At 65.3% G+C, this 21,439-nt stretch carries 13 protein-coding genes; 7 read left to right on the plus strand and 6 right to left on the minus strand.

Features of this window, described 5'->3' with window-relative positions; all coding sequences use genetic code 11:
• Positions 1-304: 304 nt before the first annotated feature.
• The 3 genes from gorA to ACE3P9_RS10245 are packed head-to-tail and all read right to left on the minus strand — an operon-like array spanning position 305 to position 3,901.
• Positions 305-1,690, minus strand: a complete 1,386-nt coding sequence (gorA, locus tag ACE3P9_RS10235) for a glutathione-disulfide reductase (protein WP_374493905.1) — start codon at positions 1,688-1,690, stop codon at positions 305-307.
• Positions 1,680-3,215, minus strand: a complete 1,536-nt coding sequence (locus tag ACE3P9_RS10240) for a heavy metal sensor histidine kinase (protein ID WP_374493906.1) — start codon at positions 3,213-3,215, stop codon at positions 1,680-1,682. Before ACE3P9_RS10240 ends, gorA begins: the two co-directional genes overlap by 11 nt.
• Entirely contained in the window at positions 3,212-3,901 is a 690-nt protein-coding gene (locus tag ACE3P9_RS10245; RefSeq protein WP_374493909.1) for a heavy metal response regulator transcription factor, read from the minus strand. The genes ACE3P9_RS10240 and ACE3P9_RS10245 overlap by 4 nt, the downstream gene beginning before the upstream one ends.
• A 180-nt stretch (positions 3,902-4,081) precedes the next feature.
• Here ACE3P9_RS10245 and ACE3P9_RS10250 point away from each other — a divergent pair, with 180 nt between their 5' ends.
• From ACE3P9_RS10250 to ACE3P9_RS10280, 7 genes are all read left to right on the plus strand, one after another.
• Positions 4,082-5,986 (plus strand): copper resistance system multicopper oxidase, encoded by a 1,905-nt coding sequence (locus tag ACE3P9_RS10250; RefSeq protein WP_374493910.1) that lies wholly within the window; start codon positions 4,082-4,084, stop codon positions 5,984-5,986.
• Positions 5,987-6,097: 111 nt separating this feature from the next.
• Positions 6,098-7,411, plus strand: coding sequence for a copper resistance protein B (locus ACE3P9_RS10255; RefSeq protein ID WP_374493912.1), 1,314 nt, complete (start codon positions 6,098-6,100; stop codon positions 7,409-7,411).
• Positions 7,402-7,542 (plus strand): hypothetical protein, encoded by a 141-nt coding sequence (locus ACE3P9_RS10260; RefSeq protein ID WP_374493914.1) that lies wholly within the window; start codon positions 7,402-7,404, stop codon positions 7,540-7,542. Before ACE3P9_RS10255 ends, ACE3P9_RS10260 begins: the two co-directional genes overlap by 10 nt.
• Before the next feature lie 127 nt (positions 7,543-7,669).
• Positions 7,670-9,076, plus strand: coding sequence for a DUF2130 domain-containing protein (locus tag ACE3P9_RS10265; RefSeq protein ID WP_374493916.1), 1,407 nt, complete (start codon positions 7,670-7,672; stop codon positions 9,074-9,076).
• Between the two features lie 12 nt (positions 9,077-9,088).
• On the plus strand, positions 9,089-10,972 hold the full coding sequence (locus ACE3P9_RS10270) for a site-specific DNA-methyltransferase (RefSeq protein ID WP_374493918.1): 1,884 nt from the start codon (positions 9,089-9,091) through the stop codon (positions 10,970-10,972).
• 10 nt (positions 10,973-10,982) lie between these two features.
• Positions 10,983-12,098 (plus strand): Fic family protein, encoded by a 1,116-nt coding sequence (locus ACE3P9_RS10275; protein WP_374493921.1) that lies wholly within the window; start codon positions 10,983-10,985, stop codon positions 12,096-12,098.
• Positions 12,099-12,306: 208 nt separating this feature from the next.
• A complete protein-coding gene (locus tag ACE3P9_RS10280) occupies positions 12,307-15,435 on the plus strand; it encodes a type III restriction-modification system endonuclease (protein ID WP_374493923.1) in 3,129 nt (1,042 codons plus the stop codon).
• A 23-nt stretch (positions 15,436-15,458) separates the two neighbouring features.
• Here the strand turns inward: ACE3P9_RS10280 and ACE3P9_RS10285 are convergent, their stop codons facing one another.
• From ACE3P9_RS10285 to rsmI, 3 genes are all read right to left on the minus strand, one after another.
• Positions 15,459-15,986, minus strand: a complete 528-nt coding sequence (locus ACE3P9_RS10285; RefSeq protein ID WP_374493925.1) for a hypothetical protein — start codon at positions 15,984-15,986, stop codon at positions 15,459-15,461.
• A gap of 44 nt (positions 15,987-16,030) precedes the next feature.
• Positions 16,031-20,098 carry a Pls/PosA family non-ribosomal peptide synthetase gene (locus ACE3P9_RS10290; protein WP_374493927.1) on the minus strand — a complete coding sequence of 1,356 codons (4,068 nt, stop codon included), beginning with the start codon at positions 20,096-20,098 and terminating at the stop codon, positions 16,031-16,033.
• A gap of 354 nt (positions 20,099-20,452) precedes the next feature.
• On the minus strand, positions 20,453-21,421 hold the full coding sequence (gene rsmI, locus ACE3P9_RS10295; protein ID WP_374494003.1) for a 16S rRNA (cytidine(1402)-2'-O)-methyltransferase: 969 nt from the start codon (positions 21,419-21,421) through the stop codon (positions 20,453-20,455).
• Positions 21,422-21,439: the final 18 nt, after the last annotated feature.

Below are 21,439 nucleotides of genomic sequence, written 5' to 3' on the forward strand. Positions count from 1 at the left end.
CTTCTGCGGCTTCTGCGGCTTCTGCGGCTTCTGCGGCTTCTGCGGCTTCTGCGGCTTCTGCGGCTTCTGCGGCTTCTGCGGCTTCTGCGGCTTCTGCGGCTTCTGCGGCTTCTGCGGCTTCTGCGGCTTCTGCGGCGGCGACGGGCACGGTCGCTCCTGTGTCCGGGACGGCTGCCCCGGCCTCTGCCCGTGCAGCGGCTTCGGTGCCGGCGCCTGCAGCGTCAGGTACGTAATACACAGGGACACAGGGCGGCCCGGGCCAGAACGGGACCGTGGGGCGCCCCCGGGCCGTGGGGGCCGAAGGTCAGCCCGCGTCGGGGCTGCCGCCGACCGTGCGGGTGGGTTCGCGCATGAGCACGAATTCCTCGGCGATGGTGGGGTGGACCGCAATGGTGCGGTCGAAGTCGGCCTTGGTTGCCCCGCAGGACAGGGCCACGGCCACGAGCTGGATGATGTCCGCCGCGCCCGTGCCCACCATATGGGCGCCGAGCACCCGGCTGCTGGGTGGATCGACCAGCAGCTTCATGTAGGCGCGCCCCGATCCGTGGATGAAGGCTTCCTTCATCGGGCGGAAGTCGGTTTCGTACACGTCAACCGGGCCGCGTGCGGCGGCCGCTTCCTCGGTGAGGCCCACCGTGCCCACGGCCGGCTGGGTGAACACCGCCATGGCCACGAGCGCATGGTCCACGTGCCGGGGCTGGGCGCCGAACTCGGTGTCGGCAAAGGCACGGCCCTCGGCAATGGCCACTGGCGTGAGGTTGACGCGGTGCGTCACGTCGCCGATGGCCCAGACGTGGTCGCAGGTCGTGCGGCTCCAGGCATCGACGGCAATGGCGCCATGGGGGGTGAGGGGAATGCCCACCTGCTCCAGCCCCAGGTCCTGCACCTGCGGGCGGCGCCCGGTGGCGTTGAGCACGGCGGCTGCGGTGATGCGGGAGCCGTCGCCGCGCAGCAGGGTGCAGCCGCCGCTGGCGTCGGTGCCGGGGTCGAGGCGTTCGAGCGGCTGGCCCGTGTGCAGCGTCACGCCGTGCGCCTGCAGGGCGGTGGCCACGCGGGTGCGCAGGTCGTGGTCGAAGCCGCGCAGCGGCAGCGTGTCGCGGCAGGCCACCTGCACGCGGGAGCCGAGCCGCGTCATGATGCTGGCAAACTCCATGGCGATGTAGCCGCCGCCCACGATGAGCAGGCTCTCCGGCACCTCGTGCAGGGCGAGCATGTCGTCGGAGGTGAGCGCCTGGTCGATGCCGGGCAGGGTGTCGCGGCGTGGGGTGCTGCCCGTGGCCACCAGAATGCGGGCTGCGGTGTGCGTGGCCGCACCCACCTGCACGGTGTGCGGGGCCACGATGCGGGCGTGTCCCTCTTCCAGCGTGACGCCGGAGGTGTCGAGCAGGGTGCGGTAGATGTCTTCGAGGCGCGTGATCTCGCCGGACTTGGTGGCGGTCCACTGCGCCATGTCGAAGCGCGGCGTGCCCTCGAACTGCCAGCCGTAGCCGCGTGCGGCGGCAAAGGCGTCGGCAAATTCGGCGGCGTAGACCATCAGTTTCTTCGGTACGCAGCCGCGCATCACGCAGGTGCCGCCCACGCGGCCGCTTTCGGCAATCAGGACGCGGGCACCCAGTGCGCTCGCGCGGCGCGCGGCGGCAATGCCGCCCGAGCCCGCGCCGATGACGATCAGATCGTAGTCATGGTTCATGCAGGTCATTCTCCCCGTATCGGTTCCCGGTGCGCGCGGCCGAGGGCTCCGGAATCGGGGAGGCAGGGGCCGGCGGGGGCCGGATGCCTGCATTATCGGCGCCAGCACATGGCCCTGTGCAGGCCGCAGGCTCCAGAATCAGCTCCATGGTGATGCAGGTGCCGTGTGGCGCACTGGTGGCGTGCACCGTGCCGCCATGCATGCGCGCCACCGCCGCCACGATGCTCAGCCCGAGTCCGTGGTGGTGCCGCGCGTGCGAGCGGGCCGGGTCGTCGGCCCGGTAGAAGCGATCAAAAATGCGCGCGAGCCGGGATGCGTCGATGCCCGGCCCCCGGTTGGCCACCGCCAGCGAGAGGCGGCCGGGCGCCGGGTGCCCCACTGCGATGCGGATGGTCGAGCCCCGGTCGGCGTAGCGGCAGGCATTGCCCAGCAGGTTGGAGAGCGCGCGCTGCAGCAGGGGGGCGTCCAGCGCGCCGCTGCCGTCGCCTTCGACTTCCACGGTGAGTCCGGCCTCGTCGAGGAGGGCGTCGTGGTAGTCCACCACCGAGGCGATGAGCGCACGCAGGCTCGGCACCGGGCTGCGCCGGGCCAGGGCGCCGTGGTCGACCTGGGCGAGAAACAGCATGTCGCGCACCATGCCCGCCATGCGCTGCAGCTCCTCCAGGTTCGAGCCGAACAGGTCGAGCAGGGCCGGGTCGTCGCGGTAGCGGCGCAGGGCCACCTCGTGGCTCGCACGCAGGGTGGCCAGCGGGGTGTTGAGCTCGTGGGCCACGTCGGCGTTGAAGCCTTCGAGCTGGGTGTGGGCGCGCTCGATGCGGTCGAGCAGGGCGTTGAAGTCCGCCACCAGCGGGCGCAGCTCGCGCGGCTGGAGCGAGTCGTCGAGCCGCAGGCCCAGATCCGAGGTGCCGAGCTGGCGGATCTGGCGCGAGAGGTCGGCCACCGGGCGGATGCCGCGCCGGATCAGCAGCAGGCCGCCCAGAGCGAGCAGGCCCGCGCCCAGCAGCGAGCTCACAGCCAGCGTCCAGGCCAGGTGCTGCAGCAGCTGCCGGTCCGGCGTGGTGTCGAGCGACAGGCGGGCCTGCAGCCCGCCGAAGGCCGGCACCTCCGGGGCGATGCGGAATGCGAGCGTGTCCGCCTCGGTGGCAGCCATCTCATGGGGGGTGTGGTAGCGCACCGTCCCGTCGGGGCCCAGAATGCGCAGCGACAGGTCGGCATGCCCGGAGAAGTGGTCGTCGAGCCGCATGCCCAGCGTGTGCGGGTCATGGCTGGCGGCGCGTTCGGTGAGTAGGTGCACCACCAGCCGGGACATGGCCTGCAGCGATTCCTGCCGGCGCTGCGCCAGATGCGAGGCCGTGAGCCCATACACCCCCAGCGACACCAGCACCAGCCCCACCAGCGTGAGCAGCCCCATGCCCAGCCACTGCCGGCGCTCCAGCGACCAGGCCGCCGGCGCAGCAGCCGGGCATGGGGCTGCGTCGGGCAGGGCGGCAGGAGCCGGGAGATGCGTGTCGGGGCCGGCGGTCATGGGCTGCGTTCTTCGAGCACATAGCCCATGCCGCGCACGGTGTGCAGCAAGGGCGTGGGAAAGGGCACATCCAGCTTGGTGCGCAGGCGGCGGATGGCCACCTCGACCACGTTGGTGTCGCTGTCGAAATGCATGTCCCACACCTGCTGGGCCAGCTCGGTGCGCGAGAGCACCTGCCCTGCCCGGCGCATGAACAGCACCAGCAGTACAAACTCCTTGGCCGTCAGCTCCAGGCGTCGGCCGGCCCGCATGGCACGGCGGCGCATCAGGTCGACCTCCAGATCGGCCAGATGCAGCCGCATGGGCTCGGCCCCTGCGGGGGTGCCCACCTGGGAGCGGCGCACCAGCGCCTGCAGCCGCGCCACCAGCTCCGAGAGCGCAAAGGGCTTGACCAGATAGTCGTCGGCCCCTGCCTGCAGGCCGCTCACCCGGTCCTCCACGCGGCCGTGGGCCGTGAGCATGAGCACCGGCGTGCGCCGGCGCGAGCGCAGGGCCGCGAGCAGACTCATGCCGTCGATGCCGGGCAGCATGCGGTCGAGCACGATCACCTCGTGGCTGCCCTCCAGCGCGAGGTGCAGGCCGTCCACGCCATCGTGGGCCACGTCGACCACGCAGCCCTCGCTGGCCAGGCCGTCGCGGATGTAGGCGGCCAGTTTGATTTCGTCTTCGATCAGCAATACCTTCATGTGCGATGCGGAACGCGCGTGGGGCGACGCCCGGCAGCAGAGTGTCGCCCAATTCGGCCCGGCATGCCGGCTTCCTTACCGATTTGTCATCCGGCTGTCGGCTTTCCGTGGGGGGCCGCTCGCCACAATGGGGCTGCCTTTTTTCTCCTGCCCGGGTTCGGGCCTGCCTGCGAGTTTCCCATGCCGTCCTCTCCGCTCCTTCTGCCTCCCGACTTCTCCCGCCGCCGCCTGCTTCTGGGCATGGCCGCAGGCGGGGGGCTGCTGGGGCTGGGCGCGTCCGGCATGGCGCACGCCGCCGCACCGGCCTCCATGCCGCGTGCCCGGTGCGGCACGCCTCCGGAGCTGCGCGGCACGGAGTTCGATCTGGTGGTGTCCGAGGCTGCCGTCGACTTCACCGGCACCCCGCGCGTGGCCACTGTCATCAACGGCTCGTTTCCCGGCCCCGTGCTGCGCTGGCGCGAGGGCGACACCGTGACGATCCGCGTCACCAACCGCCTGCGCGAGACCACCTCCATCCACTGGCACGGCATCCAGCTCCCCTACCAGATGGACGGTGTTCCCGGAGTGAGCTTTGCCGGCATCGCGCCCGGGCAGACCTTCACCTACCGCTTCCGCGTGCGCCAGCACGGCACCTACTGGTACCACTCGCACTCGGGCATGCAGGAGCTCACCGGCATGCACGGCGCCATCGTCATCGACCCCGCCGATCCGGCCGACGACATCCGGGCTGACTGCGACCACGTCGTCCAGCTCTCCGACTGGACCGACACCGATCCCATGCGCGTGCTCATGCGCCTGCGCCAGCAGGGCAGCTACTACAACGACCGCCAGCCCACAGCGGCACAGTTCGCCCGCGATGTGGCCCACTACGGGCTCGACAAGGCCGTGGCCATGCGCCGCATGTGGAACGCCATGCGCATGAGCCCCGCCGACCTGGCCGATGTCTCGGGCCCCGCGCTCACCTGTCTCATGAACGGGCTGCCCTCGGGCGACAACTGGACCGGCCTGTTCCGCAAGGGGCAGACCGTGCGCCTGCGCTGCATCAACGCAGCAGCCCACACCTTCTATGACGTGCGCATCCCCGGCCTGTCCCTGCGCGTGGTGGCGGCCGACGGCGTGCGGGTGGAACCCGTCTCGGTGGACGAATTCCGCTTCGGCCCCGGTGAAACCTACGACGTGCTCGTCACGCCCCGCGACGACGCCTGCACCCTCTATGCCCAGACCATGGCACGCGCCGGCCATGTGCGCGGCACGCTCGCCGTGCGGCCCGGACTCGCGGCACCCGTGCCCGCCCCCGATCCCTTCGAGCCCCTGACCATGCGCGACATGATGGGCGACATGGCCCACGGCGATGCCCCCTCCGGCACGTCCCACGCCCACGGCAGCCAGCTCCCGGCCGGTGCCGCTTCCGCGTCCGGCATGGACATGTCCTCCATGTCCATGGACGGCAGCGGCGGCAGCATGAGCGGACACGCCCATGCCAACGCCCACGCCCATGCGCCCGAAGCAGGGGCAGGTACTTCCCGCAGCACGCCCCCTCAGGCCGCCCTGGCCGTGCCCAGCCGCACTGTGCACCACGCCCGCAGCGAATACGGCCCGGGCACCGACATGCGGGTGGACATGCCGCGCACCAACCTCGACGACCCCGGCGTCGGCCTGCGCCACACCGGCCGCCGCACCCTCACGCTCGCCGATCTTCACACCCTCGGCGGCCCGCTCGACCCGCGCGGCCCCGAGCGCGAGCTCGAATTCCACCTCACGGGCAACATGGAGCGCTACGCCTGGCAGTTCGACGGCCTCGAATTCGGCCAGAGCACGCCAGTGCACTTCGGCTTGGGCGAGCGCGTGCGCATCATCCTGCACAACGACACCATGATGACCCACCCCATGCACATGCACGGCCTGTGGCAGGAGCTCGAAACCCCCGACGGCCGCTTCCTGGCACGCAAGCACACCCTGCCCGTGCAGCCGGCCCAGCGCGTCAGCTACCTCATGACCGCCGATGCGGCCGGGCGCTGGGTGTGGCACTGCCACCTCATGTTCCACATGGAAATGGGCATGTTCCGCGAAGTCGTCATCCACTGAGCCGAAACCAGCCCGCCCGGCCTTCACGGCCTCGCCCGGCCTTCACGGCCTCGCCCGGCCTCTTGCCACGCGCATCCCGCGCGCCGTGCTGTCTCCCCAAGGAAGAACCCCATGTCCGCGCAGTCCATTCCCTCCTGCCCCCGCCCGCTGGCCGGCACCGCTCTCGCCATGCTGCTCTGCACCCTGGTCGCCTGGAGTCCCACGGCACAGGCCCAGACCTTGCCCGCCAGCCTCTCCACCGAGCACACCGAGCCCACCGAGCACACCGAGCACACCGAGCACACCGAGCACACCGAGCACACCGAGCACACCGAGCACACCGAGCACACCGAGCACACCGAGCACACCGAGCACACCGAGCACACCGAGCACACCGAGCACACCGAGCCGTCCTCGGCTGCCTCCTCCTCATGGCAGCCTGTGGCATCTTCCCATGCTCTTCTGGCACACCACGGGCATGACCACGCAGCGGTGCAGAACGCGGCACAGGGGCATACGCATGCCTCTGTGCCTGTGCAGCCTCAGGCGCCCCTGCTGCCCTCCATGCCGGCTGCGCAGACTGCGCCCTCCGCACCCGCTGCTTCCGTCCCGGCGGGGCATTCCGCACATTCTGGACCTGCGCCATCCACCGCTCCCTCCGCTGCACCCGTCCACTCCCACGGCGCCTCCATGGACGCCCAGAGTGGCGCCGCACCCGCCGATGCGCGCGACCCCCATGCCTACGCGGACGGCTATCGGCGCGGCATCGGTCCCTACGCCCTGCCGGGAGTTCCGCCCCTGCACCTCGACGACACCCACCCCTTCGGCACATGGATGATCGACCGCCTCGAACGCGGCCACAGCCCTGCCGGCACCTTCGGCGCCTACGACATGCAGCTCAGCTACGGCACCGCCTACGACCGCGCCCTCCTCAAGGCCGAAGGCGAAATCGCCCACAGCCGCCTGCACGAATCCCGCACCGAAGCCCTCTGGAGCCACGCCATCGCCCCCTTCTGGGATCTGCAGACCGGCCTGCGCGCCGACACCTTCTCGGGCGGCACCAGCCGCGCCTGGCTGGCCCTGGGCGTGCAGGGCGTCACGCCCTACTGGGTCGAAGTCGACGCCACCGCCTACCTCGGCGATGCCGGCCGCACCGCCCTGCGCCTGTCGGCCGACTACGATCTGCGCCTCACCCAGCGCCTCGTCCTCCAGCCCCGGGTCGAAGTGGCCCTCTACGGCCGCGACGATCCCGCCAACGGCATCGGCAGTGGGCTGTCCTCCACCACCGCCGGCCTGCGCCTGCGCTACGCATTCGGCCGCCAGTGGGCCCCCTACATCGGCGTCGAGCGCCGCCTCCTCTCCGGCCGCACCGCCGACATGGCCCGCACCGCCGGAGAACCCACCGGCGACACCCGCTGGCTCATCGGCCTGCGTCTGTGGTTCTGATCCTGCGTTTCCATCGCCATCACCTGCATGGCGACTTTTTCCCCGGCACCCAGCAGTGGAGCTGCGTCCCGGCAACCCACCCCCAGCTCACCCCCGCCATCCCCACAGGCACCGTCACCGTGATGTCCTGAAGGCACGCTCGCCCGGTTGCCCCTCGGCAGTCCGGCCAGACGCCGCTTCCTCCGGCTGCCATCCGCATGACAAAATCGACCGGATGCGCGGCCCTGTGCCGCACGAGGTTCCGGAGGAAAAACACCCATGAATGACATCATCTGCCCCCACTGCCACAAAGCCTTCAAGATCGACGAGGCCGGCTACGCCGATATCCTGCGGCAGGTGCGTGACGATGCGTTTGAGCAGCAGCTGCACGAAAGGCTGGAGCTGGCCGAAAAGGACAAGCAAAGTGCGGTCGATCTCATCAGGGCACAATTCGCCGCCGAGCTGCAACAAGCGGCCGCAGCCAAGGATGCCGCCATCCAGACCCTGCAGGCCAAGGTGGCCTCCGCCAGCCAGGAGCAGCAGCTGGCAGTGGCCCGGGCACTGGGCAGTGCCGAGAAAGAACGCGACGCGCTCGCCCACCAGTTGGCGCAGGTCCAGCGCGACCACGAAGCCGCAGCCGCACTGGCGCAGGCCCAGCGCATGGCCGAGCTGCAGCAGGCCGCAGCCGCCAGCGCGGCCAGAATCCAGGCCCTGCAGGCCCAGCTGGACGCCGCCACCAGAGACCAGCAACTGGCCGTCACCCAGGCATTGGGCACGGTGGAAAAACAGCGGGACGAGTTCAAAAGCCGCTTTGAGCAGGCTCAGCTCGAAAAGCGCCTGGCCGAGCAGTCCCTCAAAGAGAAATACGAGCTCCAGATCAAGGAGCGCGAAGACGCCATCGAACGCCTCAAGGACCTCAAGGCCAAGCTCTCCACCAAAATGGTCGGCGAAACCCTGGAGCAGCACTGCGAAACCGAGTTCAACCGCCTCCGCGCCACCGCCTTCCCGTGCGCCTACTTCGAAAAGGACAACGACGCCAGCAGCGGCAGCAAGGGCGACTACATCTTCAGGGACGCGGACCCGGCGGGCACCGAAATCGTCTCGATCATGTTCGAGATGAAAAACGAAAGCGACACCACCGTGACCCGGAAGAAGAACGAAGACTTCTTCAAGGAGCTGGACAAGGACCGCACCGAAAAAGGCTGCGAATACGCCGTGCTGGTCTCGCTGCTGGAACCCGAGAGCGAGCTCTACAACACCGGCATCATCGACGTGTCGCACCGCTACCCCAAGATGTACGTGGTGCGTCCGCAGTTCTTCATCCCCATCATCACCCTGCTGCGCAATGCCGCGCTGAACTCGCTCAAGTACAAGACCGAGCTGGCCCTGGTGAAGTCCCAGAACATCGACATCACGAACTTCGAGAACCAGCTGGAGAGCTTCAAGAGCGCATTCGGCAAGAACTACGACCTGGCGTCACGGCGCTTCCAGACCGCCATCGATGAAATCGACAAATCCATCGACCACCTGCAAAAGACCAAAGAAGCCCTGCAGGGCGCCGACCGCAACCTGCGCCTGGCCAACGACAAGGCACAGGACGTCACCATCAAGAAACTCACGCGCGGCAACCCCACCATGGCCGCCAAGTTTGCCGAGCTCAAGCAAGCCGCCAGGGATGCGGAATAACGGAACAGCACCATGGAAAAAATGAAAATGCACTCCCCCAACCTCACGCAGGACCACATCGCCCGCATGCGCGATCTGTTCCCGGGCTGCGTCACCGAGGCCCGGGGGCCAGATGGCCATGTGAAGCTGGCAGTGGACTTTGACCAGCTGCGGCAAGAGCTGGCGGAGTCGATCGTCGAAGGCCCCCAGGAGCGTTACCAGCTGAACTGGCCCGGCAAGCGCGAGGCGCTGCTCACGGCCAATGCGCCCATAGCCAAGACGCTGCGCCCCTGCCGCGAAGAAAGCGTGGATTTCGATACGACGCAAAACCTGTTCATTGAGGGCGATAACCTGGATGCGTTGAAGCTGTTGCAGGAAACGTACCTCGGGAAGGTCAAGCTGATCTACATCGATCCGCCGTATAACACCGGAAACGACTTCATCTATGAAGATGACTTTTCCCAGAGTTACGAAGAATTTCTAGTCAACTCCAATCAAAAGGATTTGACTGGGAAAAGGCTAGTTGCAAACCCAGAGTCAAACGGAAGGTTTCATTCTGACTGGCTCTCTATGATGTACTCCCGCTTGCGACTTGCAAGAAATCTGTTGAGGAATGATGGGGCTATTTTCATTTCAATTGATGAGAATGAGCAAGCAAGCTTAAAGCGTATTTGCGATGAAATATATGGCGAAGAGAATTTCGTCAGTACGATTGTTTGGGAGAAGCGATACAGCCCACAGAATGCGGTGAAGTGGTTTTCGGAGTCGCATGACTTTATTCTGGCTTATGCTAAGGATAAGAATAATTGGTACCCGAATTTGCTTGAGCGGTCCGATGAGATGAATGCACGCTATAAGAATCCAGATAACGATTCCAGAGGCGTATGGAAACCAGCTGATGCAACGGCGCAAGGTGGTCACGGAACAAAAGCACAGTTTTATGAGTTGATCGCACCGAATGGAAAGAAACATGTTCCGCCAAATGGAAGGTGCTGGCTCTACACCCTACCTGTCCTTCAGAGGTTGGTTGAAGATAATCGAATTTGGTTTGGTCCAGATGGAAATAATGTGCCGGCCATCAAGAGGTTTCTATCCGAAGTAAAACAAGGAACTGCTTGCCAGACTATCTGGAAATATTCAGAGGTTGGTCATAATCAGGAGGCCAAAAAAGAGATCAACGAACTATTTCCAGAGTCGGCAGTGTTTGACACCCCAAAGCCAGTTCGATTAATAAAAAGACTTTTGCAAGTTGCAACAGATAGGGAAGATATCGTTTTGGACTTTTTTTCGGGGTCGGCAACTACTGCGCACGCCACAATGCAGATTAATTCAGAAGATGATGGTGGGCGTAAATTTATAATGGTTCAGCTAGACGAGGCCTGCGCCCCAGAAAGCAATGCATTTAAGGTTAACTTCAAAACGATTTCTGATGTTGGAAAAGAGCGAATTAAGCGAGCAGGAAGTAAAATAAAACACGATTATCCAGCTGCGGCAGCAAGGGCAGACTTAGGTTTCCGCGTCCTTAAGATCGACACCTCCAACATGGCCGATGTGTTCTACACGCCCGATGCACTGAACAAGAACAACATTGACCTGTTCGCAGACAACATCAAACCCGACCGCACGCCCGAAGACCTGCTGTTCCAGGTGATGCTCGACTGGGGCGTGGACCTTGCGTTGCCCATTGCCAGGCAGACCCTGCAGGGCAGGGAGGTGTTTCTGGTGGACGGCAATGCACTGGTCGCCTGCTTCGATGCGGACGGTGGGGTGGATGAGGACTTCGTGAAGGAGCTGGCCAGGGTGCAGCCGCTGCGCGTGGTGTTCCGCGACGCGGGCTTCAAGGACAGTGCGGTCAAGATCAACGTGGAGCAAATCTTCAGGCTGCTGTCGCCAGCCACCGAAGTCAAGTGCATCTGAGGAGCCGGGCATGCAACCTTACGTACCAGACACCTTGCCTTTGACGGCGTTGGACTATCAACGGCTATTGCCCCTGGTGGGGCAGGCCAATGCCGCGCTGGCGCGTTACGATGGCCTGTTGCAGGGCATCCCCAACCCAGCGGTGATGCTCTCGCCTTTGACCACGCAGGAGGCTGTGCTCTCCAGCAAGATCGAGGGCACGCAGGCCACGGTAGACGAGGTGCTGGAGCAAGAGGCCGGCATGTTGAAAGAGGGCGAGAAGTTTCAGGATATTCAGGAAATTTCCAACTACCGTCAGGCGCTGTACGTCGCCCGTGACCATTTGCAGGAGTATCCCATCCGGTTGAGTTTTGTGCGCGAGTTGCACCGGATTCTGATGAACAGCGTGCGCGGCCAGGATAAGACGCCCGGCGAGTTTCGGCGGGATCAGAACTGGATTGGCAAGTACGGCTGCGCCATGGAGCAAGCCACGTTTGTGCCACCCAATCCGATCCAGCTGCCTGACCACTTGCAGGCTTGGGAGCGCTACGTGGATGGCGCGGATGTGGATTTTTTGTTGCAGACAGCTGTGGTGCATGCGCAGTTTGAACTGCTGCATCCATTCAAGGACGGCAACGGACGGATTGGACGCATTCTGATCCCCCTGTTTCTGTATCAGAAGAAGGCCTTGTCGCAACCCATGTTCTATCTGTCGGAGTATCTGGAGAACCATCGGGAAGACTACTACGAGAGACTCAAGGCCATCTCGGTCGATGGCGACTGGAACGACTGGATCGCCTTCTTTTTGCAGGCGATCGTGACGCAGGCCGGGCAGAACAGTGCCCGTGTGACCGCCATTCAAGCGTTGTATGAAGATATGAAGCTGGCTATTCAGGCGGCTACGCATTCGCAATACACCGTGCATGTGCTGGACGCCATTTTCAGCAAGCCGATCTTCCGTTCGTCCGACCTGACAGCTCAACTGCATCGGGACTTCGGTATCCACGAAAAGACAACGCCCGGCCTCTTGCGGCAGATGAAGGACGCCGGGATCTTGCGGGAGCTGGAGGCGGGCAGCGGTCGACGACCCGCGACTCTGTGCTTCCCCCGCCTGGTCAACCTGGCCGAGGGGCGTGATGTCTTCTGAGCATCTTGTGGAGCCTGGGTGAGTGACAACGGGATTTGTGGAGTCTGTTTTATGTTTTGGGCTCCACAAGCTGTGTAGTGGAGTTTTCAGGCTCCACAAATCCGGGGCAATGGGAGATTGCTGATGGATTTCCAAATATATTCAATGAAATCATATGGTTATTTGCTTTTTGGATTTCAGGGCCGCTGAGAGGTTGTGAGGGGAAACCATGAAACTCAAGTTCAAGACCCAGGCCTACCAGTCGGCTGCGGTGCAGGCCGTGGTGGACTGCTTTACGGGGCAGCCGCCCGCATCGGCGGAGGCTGTCAGCTACCGCGTGGATCCGGGGCATGTCGCCTGTGGCGGTATGCTGGGCAGCACGGTCACCAGCGAGGATGGCTTCAGGAACGCAGATCTGGCACTGACGGATCAGCAGGTGCTGCACAACATCCAGGAGGTGCAGCGCGGGCAGAATCTGCCCGTGTCGGGCACGCTGGATGGCTTCTTTACCCTGAACGCCAAGCGTGAGCGGGTGCCTGCGACAAGGCAGTACACGGAGGTGGCCAGGGCCATTTCCAGGGTGCACCTCGATATCGAGATGGAAACGGGCACGGGCAAGACGTACTGCTACATCAAGACGATTTTCGAGCTCAACCGCCGCTACGGCTGGGGCAAGTTCATCATTGTCGTGCCGAGCATCGCCATTCGGGAAGGGGTGGCCAAGTCGCTGGAGATCACCGCCGAGCACTTTCTGGAGTCCTACCAGAAGAAGGCGCGCTTCTTCATCTACAACTCCCGGCAGCTGCATCATTTGGAGAGCTTTGCATCGGACGCGGGCATCAACATCATGGTCATCAACGTGCAGGCGTTCAATGCCAAGGGCAAGGACAATCGCCGCATCTATGAGGTGCTGGATGATTTCCAGTCCCGCCGCCCGATCGATGTCATCCGGGCCAACAGGCCGATCCTGATTCTGGACGAGCCGCAGAGAATGGAAGGCGCACAGACCCTGAAGTCTCTGGAAGAGTTCCATGCCCTGATGGTGCTGCGCTACTCGGCCACGCACAGAACCACGCACCACAAGATTCACCGCCTGGACGCGCTGGATGCCTACAACCAGAAGCTGGTGAAAAAGATCGCTGCACGGGGCATCTCGGTAAAGGGGCTGGCCGGCACCGCAGGCTACCTGTATCTGCAGTCCGTCGAGATTTCGAGCAAGAAGCCTCCCGAGGCACGCGTCGAGTTCGAGCGCAGGCTGGCAGGGGGGCGCATCAAGCGGGTTGTGAAGCTGCTGTCCAGGGGGGACAACCTGTATGACCTGTCTCACCAGTTGGACCAGTACCGCGAGGGCTTCGTGGTGTCCGACATCAACGCCCATACGGACACCCTGAGCTTCACGAACGGGGTGCAGCTGCGGGTGGGAGATGTCACCGGTGACGTGACCGAGGCGGCGTTGCGCCGCATCCAGATCCGCGAGGCCATCAAGGCCCACTTCGACAAGGAGCAGGCTCTGTTCCAGCAGGGCGTGAAGGTCCTGACGCTGTACTTCATCGACGAGGTGGCCAAGTACCGCGACTATGCGCAGCCCGACACCAAGGGCGACTATGCGCGCATCTTCGAAGAGGAATACAACCTGTACCTCAACGAGATGCTGGACCTGGATGAGACGCCATATGTCCAGTACCTCAGGGGCATCACGGCCGAGAAGACCCACAGCGGGTACTTTTCCATCGACAAGAAGACGAGGCGGGAAGTCAATCCCGACATCGAGAAGCGCGGCGAGAATGCGGGCCTGTCCAACGACGTGGAGGCATACGACCTGATACTGAAGAACAAGGAGCGTTTGCTGTCGCTGGATGAACCGGTGCGCTTCATCTTCTCGCATTCGGCGCTGCGCGAAGGCTGGGACAACCCCAACGTGTTCGTGATCTGTGCGCTCAAGCACAGCGACAACACGATCTCTCGCCGTCAGGAGGTGGGGCGGGGGCTGCGCATTTCTGTCAACCAGCAGGGTGAACGCATGGACGATCCCGTGACGGTCCATGACGTGAATGTGCTGACGGTGGTGGCGAGCGAGAGTTACGGGGACTTTGTTGCGGCGCTGCAGAAAGACATTGCCGAATCGCTTTCTGCCCGCCCGCAGGTGGCCGACGAGGCCTTCTTTACCGGCAAGATCCTGAAGACAGCCACAGGCAACGTGGAGGTCACCCCGCAGCTGGCCAGGCATATCTACAGGTACCTGCTCAAGAACGACTACACGGACGATGCCGACCACATCACGGGCACGTATCACGCTGCGAAGCAGACGGATGCCCTGGCCGAGCTGCCGCCAGAGCTCAGGCCCTATGCAGCCCAGGTCTACCAGCTGATCGACAGTGTGTTCAGTGTCAGCCAGCTGCCCGAGATCGGCGACGACCGCCGTCCCAAAAGGAATCCGCTCAACGCCAACTTTGATCGGCAGGAGTTCCGGGCCCTGTGGAACCGCATCAATCGCAAGGCGGCGTACAGCGTCAGCTTCAAGGAGTCCGAGCTGGTCCAGAAGGCGGTGGCGGTGCTCAACGACAGGGACGCTGGCCTGCGCGTTACGCCGCTGCAATATACGATCCAGCGCGGCGAGCAGGCCGAGTCCATTACCTACGAAGGCCTGCAAGCGGGAGATGCGTTCAGGCTCAAGGCTTCGGAAACCGAGAGCAACTATGTGTCGGCGCACTCGGCCGTCAGGTACGACCTGATCGGCAAGCTGGCTGAGGGCACGCAGCTGACTCGCCGCACGATTGCTGAAATTCTGAAAGGCATGAACGCCGCAGTGTTTGCGCAGTTCAGAACCAATCCGGAGAATTTCATTGCCGAAGCCATTCGCCTGATCAACGAGCAAAAGGCCACGGTCATCGTCGAGCATTTGGCCTATGACGAGGTGGAGGACAAGTATGACCTGGATATTTTCACCGCCAGCCAGAGTCATCAGGACTTCAACAAGGCTGGAGAAAAACTGCGGCATCACATCTACGACTATGTGCTGACCGATTCTCTTGTGGAACGTCGATTCGTGACGGAGCTGGACACCAGCAGCGACGTGGTGGTGTATGCCAAGCTGCCGCGTGGTTTTCTGATTCCTACGCCCGTAGGAAACTACAACCCGGATTGGGCCATCTCCTTCAGGGAGGGAACAGTCAAGCACATTTATTTTGTGGCAGAAACCAAGGGCTCCATGTCTTCCATGGAGCTGCGTGAGATCGAAAGAACCAAGATTCAATGCGCACGCAAATTTTTCGACAAAATCAACCAGCATGCCGGTGCTGCACACATCAGCTATGAGGTGGTGGACAGCTTCGACAGGCTGATGGAGCTGGTGAAGTAAGTGGACCCGAAAATGTGCGCCCCCTACCCCCGCCAAGCTCCCCATGCCACCAGCTCCGGCAGGTCAGGCGGGGTGGGGAGGGGGTAGAAGAGGCAGCTGGTGCGGGCGGCGTGGGTGGAAGGGGTGGCTTCGCGCAGGCCGGTGCGCAGGCACTTGTCGGCGGCTTCGAGGCGGGTCCAGGCCTGGGCACAGGTGCGGGCGCTGGCCGATGGCGGCGGGGGCGCGCCGTCGTAGAGTCGCAGCACGGCATGCCAGGCACTGGGGTCGAGCCAGTCGGCACGGGTGGCGTCCACGCCCAGGGCACCCCGGTCGGCCATGGCGATCAGGGCGAGTTGTCCGGCATAGCTCCAGCCGATGCCTTCGGGGGGCAGGGCCTCGGTGTCGATGGCGTACCCGCACCACCCTTGTGCGACGTGGCGCAGCAGCCGGGCGCGGTCGCAGGCCTGGGTGGCAGGAGGGCAGGGGAGCCACCCGTAGCGCACGTGCACAGGGGGCTGGCCCGGGGGCGTGAGGGTGCACTCCCCCTGTGCGATCCAGGGCACGTCGTGCATGTCCTGCACGGTGTGCGCTGGGAGTCGGGCGCCGGGATGCGGGATCACTGCTCGGCGGCGGCTTTCCACGGTGCTGCGGGCGAGCCGCACCAGTCGCTGTTGGGCGGGATGTTCTCGCCCTTCATGACCAGGGTCAGCGGGCCGAGCATGGCGCCCTCGCCCAGCGTGGCGTCATACAGCACGGTGCAGCGGGCACGGATGTTGGCGCCGCGTTCGATGACGACGTTGCCGATCTTCATGATGCGGTCCTCGAACAGGTGGGTCTGCGGGCCGCACAGGTTGTTGAGTTCGGCGTGGTCGCCCACGGTGACGCAGTCGTACTCGGTCATGTCGGTGGTGTCGAGGTAGACGTACTTGCCGACCTTGGCGCCGTACAGGCGCAGGGCCCAGGGCAGCATGGGGGTGCCGCGCAGGTAGTTGAGGAAGCTCATGACGGCCATGGATTCGTACATGTTGGTCACGGCTTCGCTGAACCACACGAAGGGGGTCCACATGGGGTGGGCCGAGGGCTTGTAGCGGCCAATGAAGATCCACTTGAGCAGCAGCACGAAGACCATCGAGCCGAGTCCGTAGAGGGCGCCGGACATGGCCAGGTGCCAGAACATGCCGGCCCAGTCTTCGTTGCCGACGTAGGGCATCACGCTGTTGACGATGGCATAGCCCACGCCCACGCTGTAGGCGAGCGGCACCACGATGCGGAAGCTCTCGACGAGCGTGCGTCCGGTCATACGGGCGAATCCGGGGTGGAAGGTGGTGTCCTCGTCGAAGCCGGTCACGACCTCGCGGGCCGGGAGCTGGATCGGCGGGGTGCCGAACCAGGTGTCGCCCGGTTTCATGCGGGCGCTTTCGGGAGCGCGCGACTGCACCCCGATGAGCACGTTGGGCGGGATGACGGAGCCATCGGGCACATAGGCGCCGTTGCCGACGAAGCTGCGGTGGCCCACGGTGGTGCGGCGCAGGGTCATCCAGCCGCCTTCGACATCGTCGTCGCCGAGCATCACCGCGTCGGCGATGAAGGTTTCGTCGCCGAGCGTGAGCATGTCGGGCACCACGCCCATGGCGGTGGAGATTTCGGCACGCTTGCCGACCTTGGCGCCGAGCAGGCGGTACCACGAGGGAGCGAACACGGTGGCATAGACCGAGTGCAGGGTCTGCAGGCTGGTGTCCTGGATCTGGTTGATGATCCACTTGCGGTAGTAGGTGGAGCCGTGCACCGGGTAGCGGCCCGGCTCCATCTGCGGAATGGCCAGCCACCGCACGGTGGCCGACAGCAGGGCCGTGAACACGATCAGGATGGCCGAGGCCGGAATGGCCAGGGTCGAGTAGTGCAGGGCCTGGGCCCAGAAGCTGCTGAAGGGGCTCTCGGGCAGCAGCCAGTCCACGAACATGAAGGTCGGGAACAGCGGCATGAAGAAGATCATGCCGATGAGGAAGGTGTTGACGCCGTAGAAGCAGGTCTCGAACACCGCCTGGCTGAAGGTGTAGGGCGGGCGGGCCGGCAGGTGGCTGCGGTCGTAGCTGCCCACGCGCGCGGCGGGGCTGCCGAGCCAGCTCTCGCCCGAGGGTACGGACTGTCCGTCGGCCAGGGCCGACTGGCCTTCGAGCTTGGAGTATTCGCCCATGCGGGTGTTGCCTTCGAGCACGCAGTACGAGCCCACGCTGCTTTCGGCGCCGATGTCGATGCGCCCGAACACCAGTTCGCCGCGTTCGACCCGGGCATTCTCGAAGTTCACGGCTGCGCCGATGCTCACGCCATCCCCGATGGAGATGAGCGAGGGCACGCGCACCAGCACGCCGCCCGGTGCCACGTCACGACCGAGCTGCACGCCCACGGCCCTGAGGTAGAAGTTCATCAGGATCGAGCCGTTGAGCAGGTACAGCGGGGCTGCGTTGACCATGCGGTCGGAGAGCCACCACCGGAAGTACATCCACCCCCACAGCGGGTAGCGGCCCGGTCGCACGCGGCCGAGCACGTAGCGCCGTCCGATCACCGCCAGCAGCAGGCTGGCCAGGTGCACCAGCACGAACACGCCGAGCGAGTACAGCATGGCGCGCCAGATGCTGTCACCGGGGCTGCCGGTGAAGATGTGGTACGTGAAGAAGGGGGCAAGCCACTGCATCACCGAGATGAAGACCAGCACCGGCAGCGCCATGGCCTGGAACACGCCGCAGCGCAGGCGGCGCCACAGGGTGTTGTGCGGCGAGGGCTCGAACGGGGCGCTGGTTTCCTGCGCGCCGAGCATGTGTTCGAGCATGGCGTCGGCGATCTTGCCGAGGCGGCGGTTGCGGTACACGTCCTGCACCGTCATGGAGGCGAGCCGCGCATCGGCGCGCAGCAGCGACACCAGCCGCGCCGCAAAGAGCGAGTGCCCGCCCAGGTCGCTGAAGAAGTCGGCATCGCGGCGCAGGGCCTCGCCGGGGAACATGCCCTTGAGCACGTCGAAGAGCAGGCGCTCGGCATCGTTGTCGGGAGTGTCGGAGTCAACGCTGTCCTGCGCCGGAGCGAGTTCGATGGCCTTGAGTGCCTTGCGGTCGATCTTGCCCGAGAGCAGGCGCGGGAGCACATCCACGAATTCGTAGCGCACCGGCACCATGTACGACGGCAGACGCGCCTTGAGCGCCTCGCGCAGCTGGCTGGCTGCAGGCGGCGGCAGAGGCTGCCCGGCGTCGTCCAGATTCTGCTCGGGAGCGATCCAGGCCACGAGCTGGTCGATGTCGTTGATCTTGCGCACCAGCACGGCGGCCGTGCCCACGCCGGCCTGTTCGCACAGGGCTGCCTCGATCTCGCCGAGCTCCACCCGGAATCCCCGGATCTTGACCTGATCGTCCGCGCGTCCCAGACACTGCACGGCGCCGTCGTCCTGAATGCGCGCCAGGTCGCCCGTGCGGTAGAGGCGGTGCTCGCTCTCGTGAGCGGCCCAGGGGTTGGGCAGGAACTTCTCGGCCGTCAGCTCGGGCCGGCCCAGGTAGCCCTGCGCCACGCCGGGGCCGATGATGCACAGCTCCCCGGTTTCGCCGGGCGGCACGGGCTTCTGCTGCTCGTCAAGCACCAGCATGCCGTAGTTGGGCAGCGGCCAGCCGATGGTCACCGGCCTGTCGCGGGTGAGCAGGGCCAGGCTGGCAGACACCGTGGCCTCGGTCGGGCCGTAGGTGTTGAAGATCTGCAGGCCGGGGCGGTCGAAGCGCGCCACCAGGGCATCGGGGCACATTTCGCCGCCCAGATTGATGATGCGCAGGCCGGGCACCTCGGTGCTGAACAGCGCCAGGAGCGTGGGCACGGCATGCAGCACGGTGATGCCGTTGTCCTGCAGGGCACGCGGCAGCGCATCCGGGTCGCTCACCAGGGCCTTGGGGGCTACCCACAGCGTGGCGCCCACCAGATAGCTGATCCAGATTTCCTCGAACGACATGTCGAAGGCCACCGAGAACCCCTGGTACACCCGGTCGTTCTCGGTCACGCCCAGCACCTCGTTCTCGCTGCGCAGGAAGTGGGTGATGTTGGCGTGCTCGATCACGATGCCCTTGGGCTTGCCCGTCGAGCCACTGGTGTAGATCACATAGGCCGGGTGGTGCGGAGCCAGCTCCGCGCGCCGCGTCAGCGGGCCTTCCGCCTCGGCCAGCAGCTCTCCGTGCCGCCAGGTGACATAGGGTTCCTGGGCCAGACCTTCGGCCCAGTCGCTGTGGCACACCAGCCCGGCCGCGCTGGCGTCTTTGAGACACACGGCAATGCGGTCGGTCGGCACATCGGCATCGAAGGGCAGCCAGGCTGCCCCTGCCTTGGTGATGCCGAGCTGCATCACCAGCAGCTCCAGCCCGCGTGGCAGCCACAGGCCCACGATCTGGCCGGGGCGCACCCCGTGGGTCATGAGGTGGTGGGCCACCAGGTCGGCCGCATGGTCGAGCTGCGCGTAGGTCAGGGTGTTGCCGCTTGCGCCATCGATCAGCGCCACCTTGTGCGGCAGCCGCTGCGCCGTGGCCTCGAAGACATCAGGCAGCATCTCGTGCCGCATCAGATCGGGCCGGCGCGGACCGCGCACAATCAGGGGCTCGACGCCGCCCTTGACAGGTTGGGGCGCCTCAGGCGGCAGGACGGCGTGGGAAGAAGGCGACAATTTTTATTCTCCGTTCGGTGCAGGTTCCGCCAGGCGACAGGACCCATGGCTGCTCGGCAGTCGGATGGGGCATGCCATTGCATGCATTTCCGGTACTGGCGCGCTCCAGGGCTCCATTATCAGGAAAGAGACAGCATCCGTTCACAGATGGGAGGTGTTACAGAGGTGCCAAGTGGTTGCTGCAGACATGCAGTGTCCGGTTTCAGACGGCGCAGCCTGCAGAGCTGAAAGTATTGTCCTCCATCGCTCCCGTCCGTGCAGGGCGGGGTGCGACGGCAGAGGTGCCTTCCTGCAGCAGCCTCCTGGCGTCTGCTTCATCCGGCGAGGTCGCACTGCTGTCGTTGCGGGTGCGTTTCAGGTGGCGTCTTCGGCCCCGGTGCCTTCCTGCTTCCATGCCAGCGCCTGGGCATAGAGTGCGTTGCGCGAGGCACCGGTCAGTTCCGCCGCCAGACGCACCGCCGCCCGTGTGGGCAGCTCGGCAAGCAGCAGGCGCAACGCGCGCAGGGCGGGCTCGGGCAGGGCAGCGTCGTTCCGGGATTCGGCAGGCAGGGCATGCACGACCACGACGAATTCGCCGCGTGCGCGCTCCGGCGCACCGCCGATCCAGGCATCCGCCTCATCCGCAGGCAGGGTCACGATGGTCTCGAACTGCTTGGTCAGCTCACGGGCCAGCGTGACGGGGCGTGTGCCCAGCACGGCCAGCTCCCGGCACAGGGCGGCAATGCGGTGCGGAGCTTCGAGCAGCACCACCGTGCGCCGCTCCGCCTGCAGGGCCTGCAGCGCCTGGGCACGCTCCCCGCCCTTGCCGGGCAGGAATCCGGCAAACACCCAGCCTCCTTCCAGTCCTGCCACGCCATTGCTGAGCTGGGTGGTATCTGCCCCCGACGCACACAGCGCCGTGAGCACGCTGCTCGCACCGGGCAGCGGCATCACCCGCAGGCCAGCCTCGCGCACGGCCTGCACCAGCCGGGCGCCGGGATCGCTCACGGCGGGCGTGCCGGCATCGCTCACATACGCAATCCGTTCCCCCTGCCGCAGCCGCGCCACCACGCCCTGCGCCGCCGTCTCCTCGTTGTGCTGGTGCAGCGCAAGCAGCTGGGGCTGCGGCCGGGCCAGGCCATAGGCTCGCAGCATGGCCTGGGTGTGCCGGGTGTCCTCGCAGGCCACCGCATCCACCATCTGCAGCACCTGCAGTGCCCGTACCGTGATGTCGGCCAGGTTGCCGATCGGGGTGGCGACCAGATACAGGGTGCCTGCCGGATATGATTGGTGCGCAGCAGCGCCCGGCACGGCCTGCAGCAGCGGGCCGAAATCGGCAGTCAGGGTAGGAGCGACGGACGG

The sequence above is a fragment of the Allobrachymonas sp. genome, assembly GCF_041912815.1.
GTDB lineage: Bacteria > Pseudomonadota > Gammaproteobacteria > Burkholderiales > Burkholderiaceae_C > Brachymonas.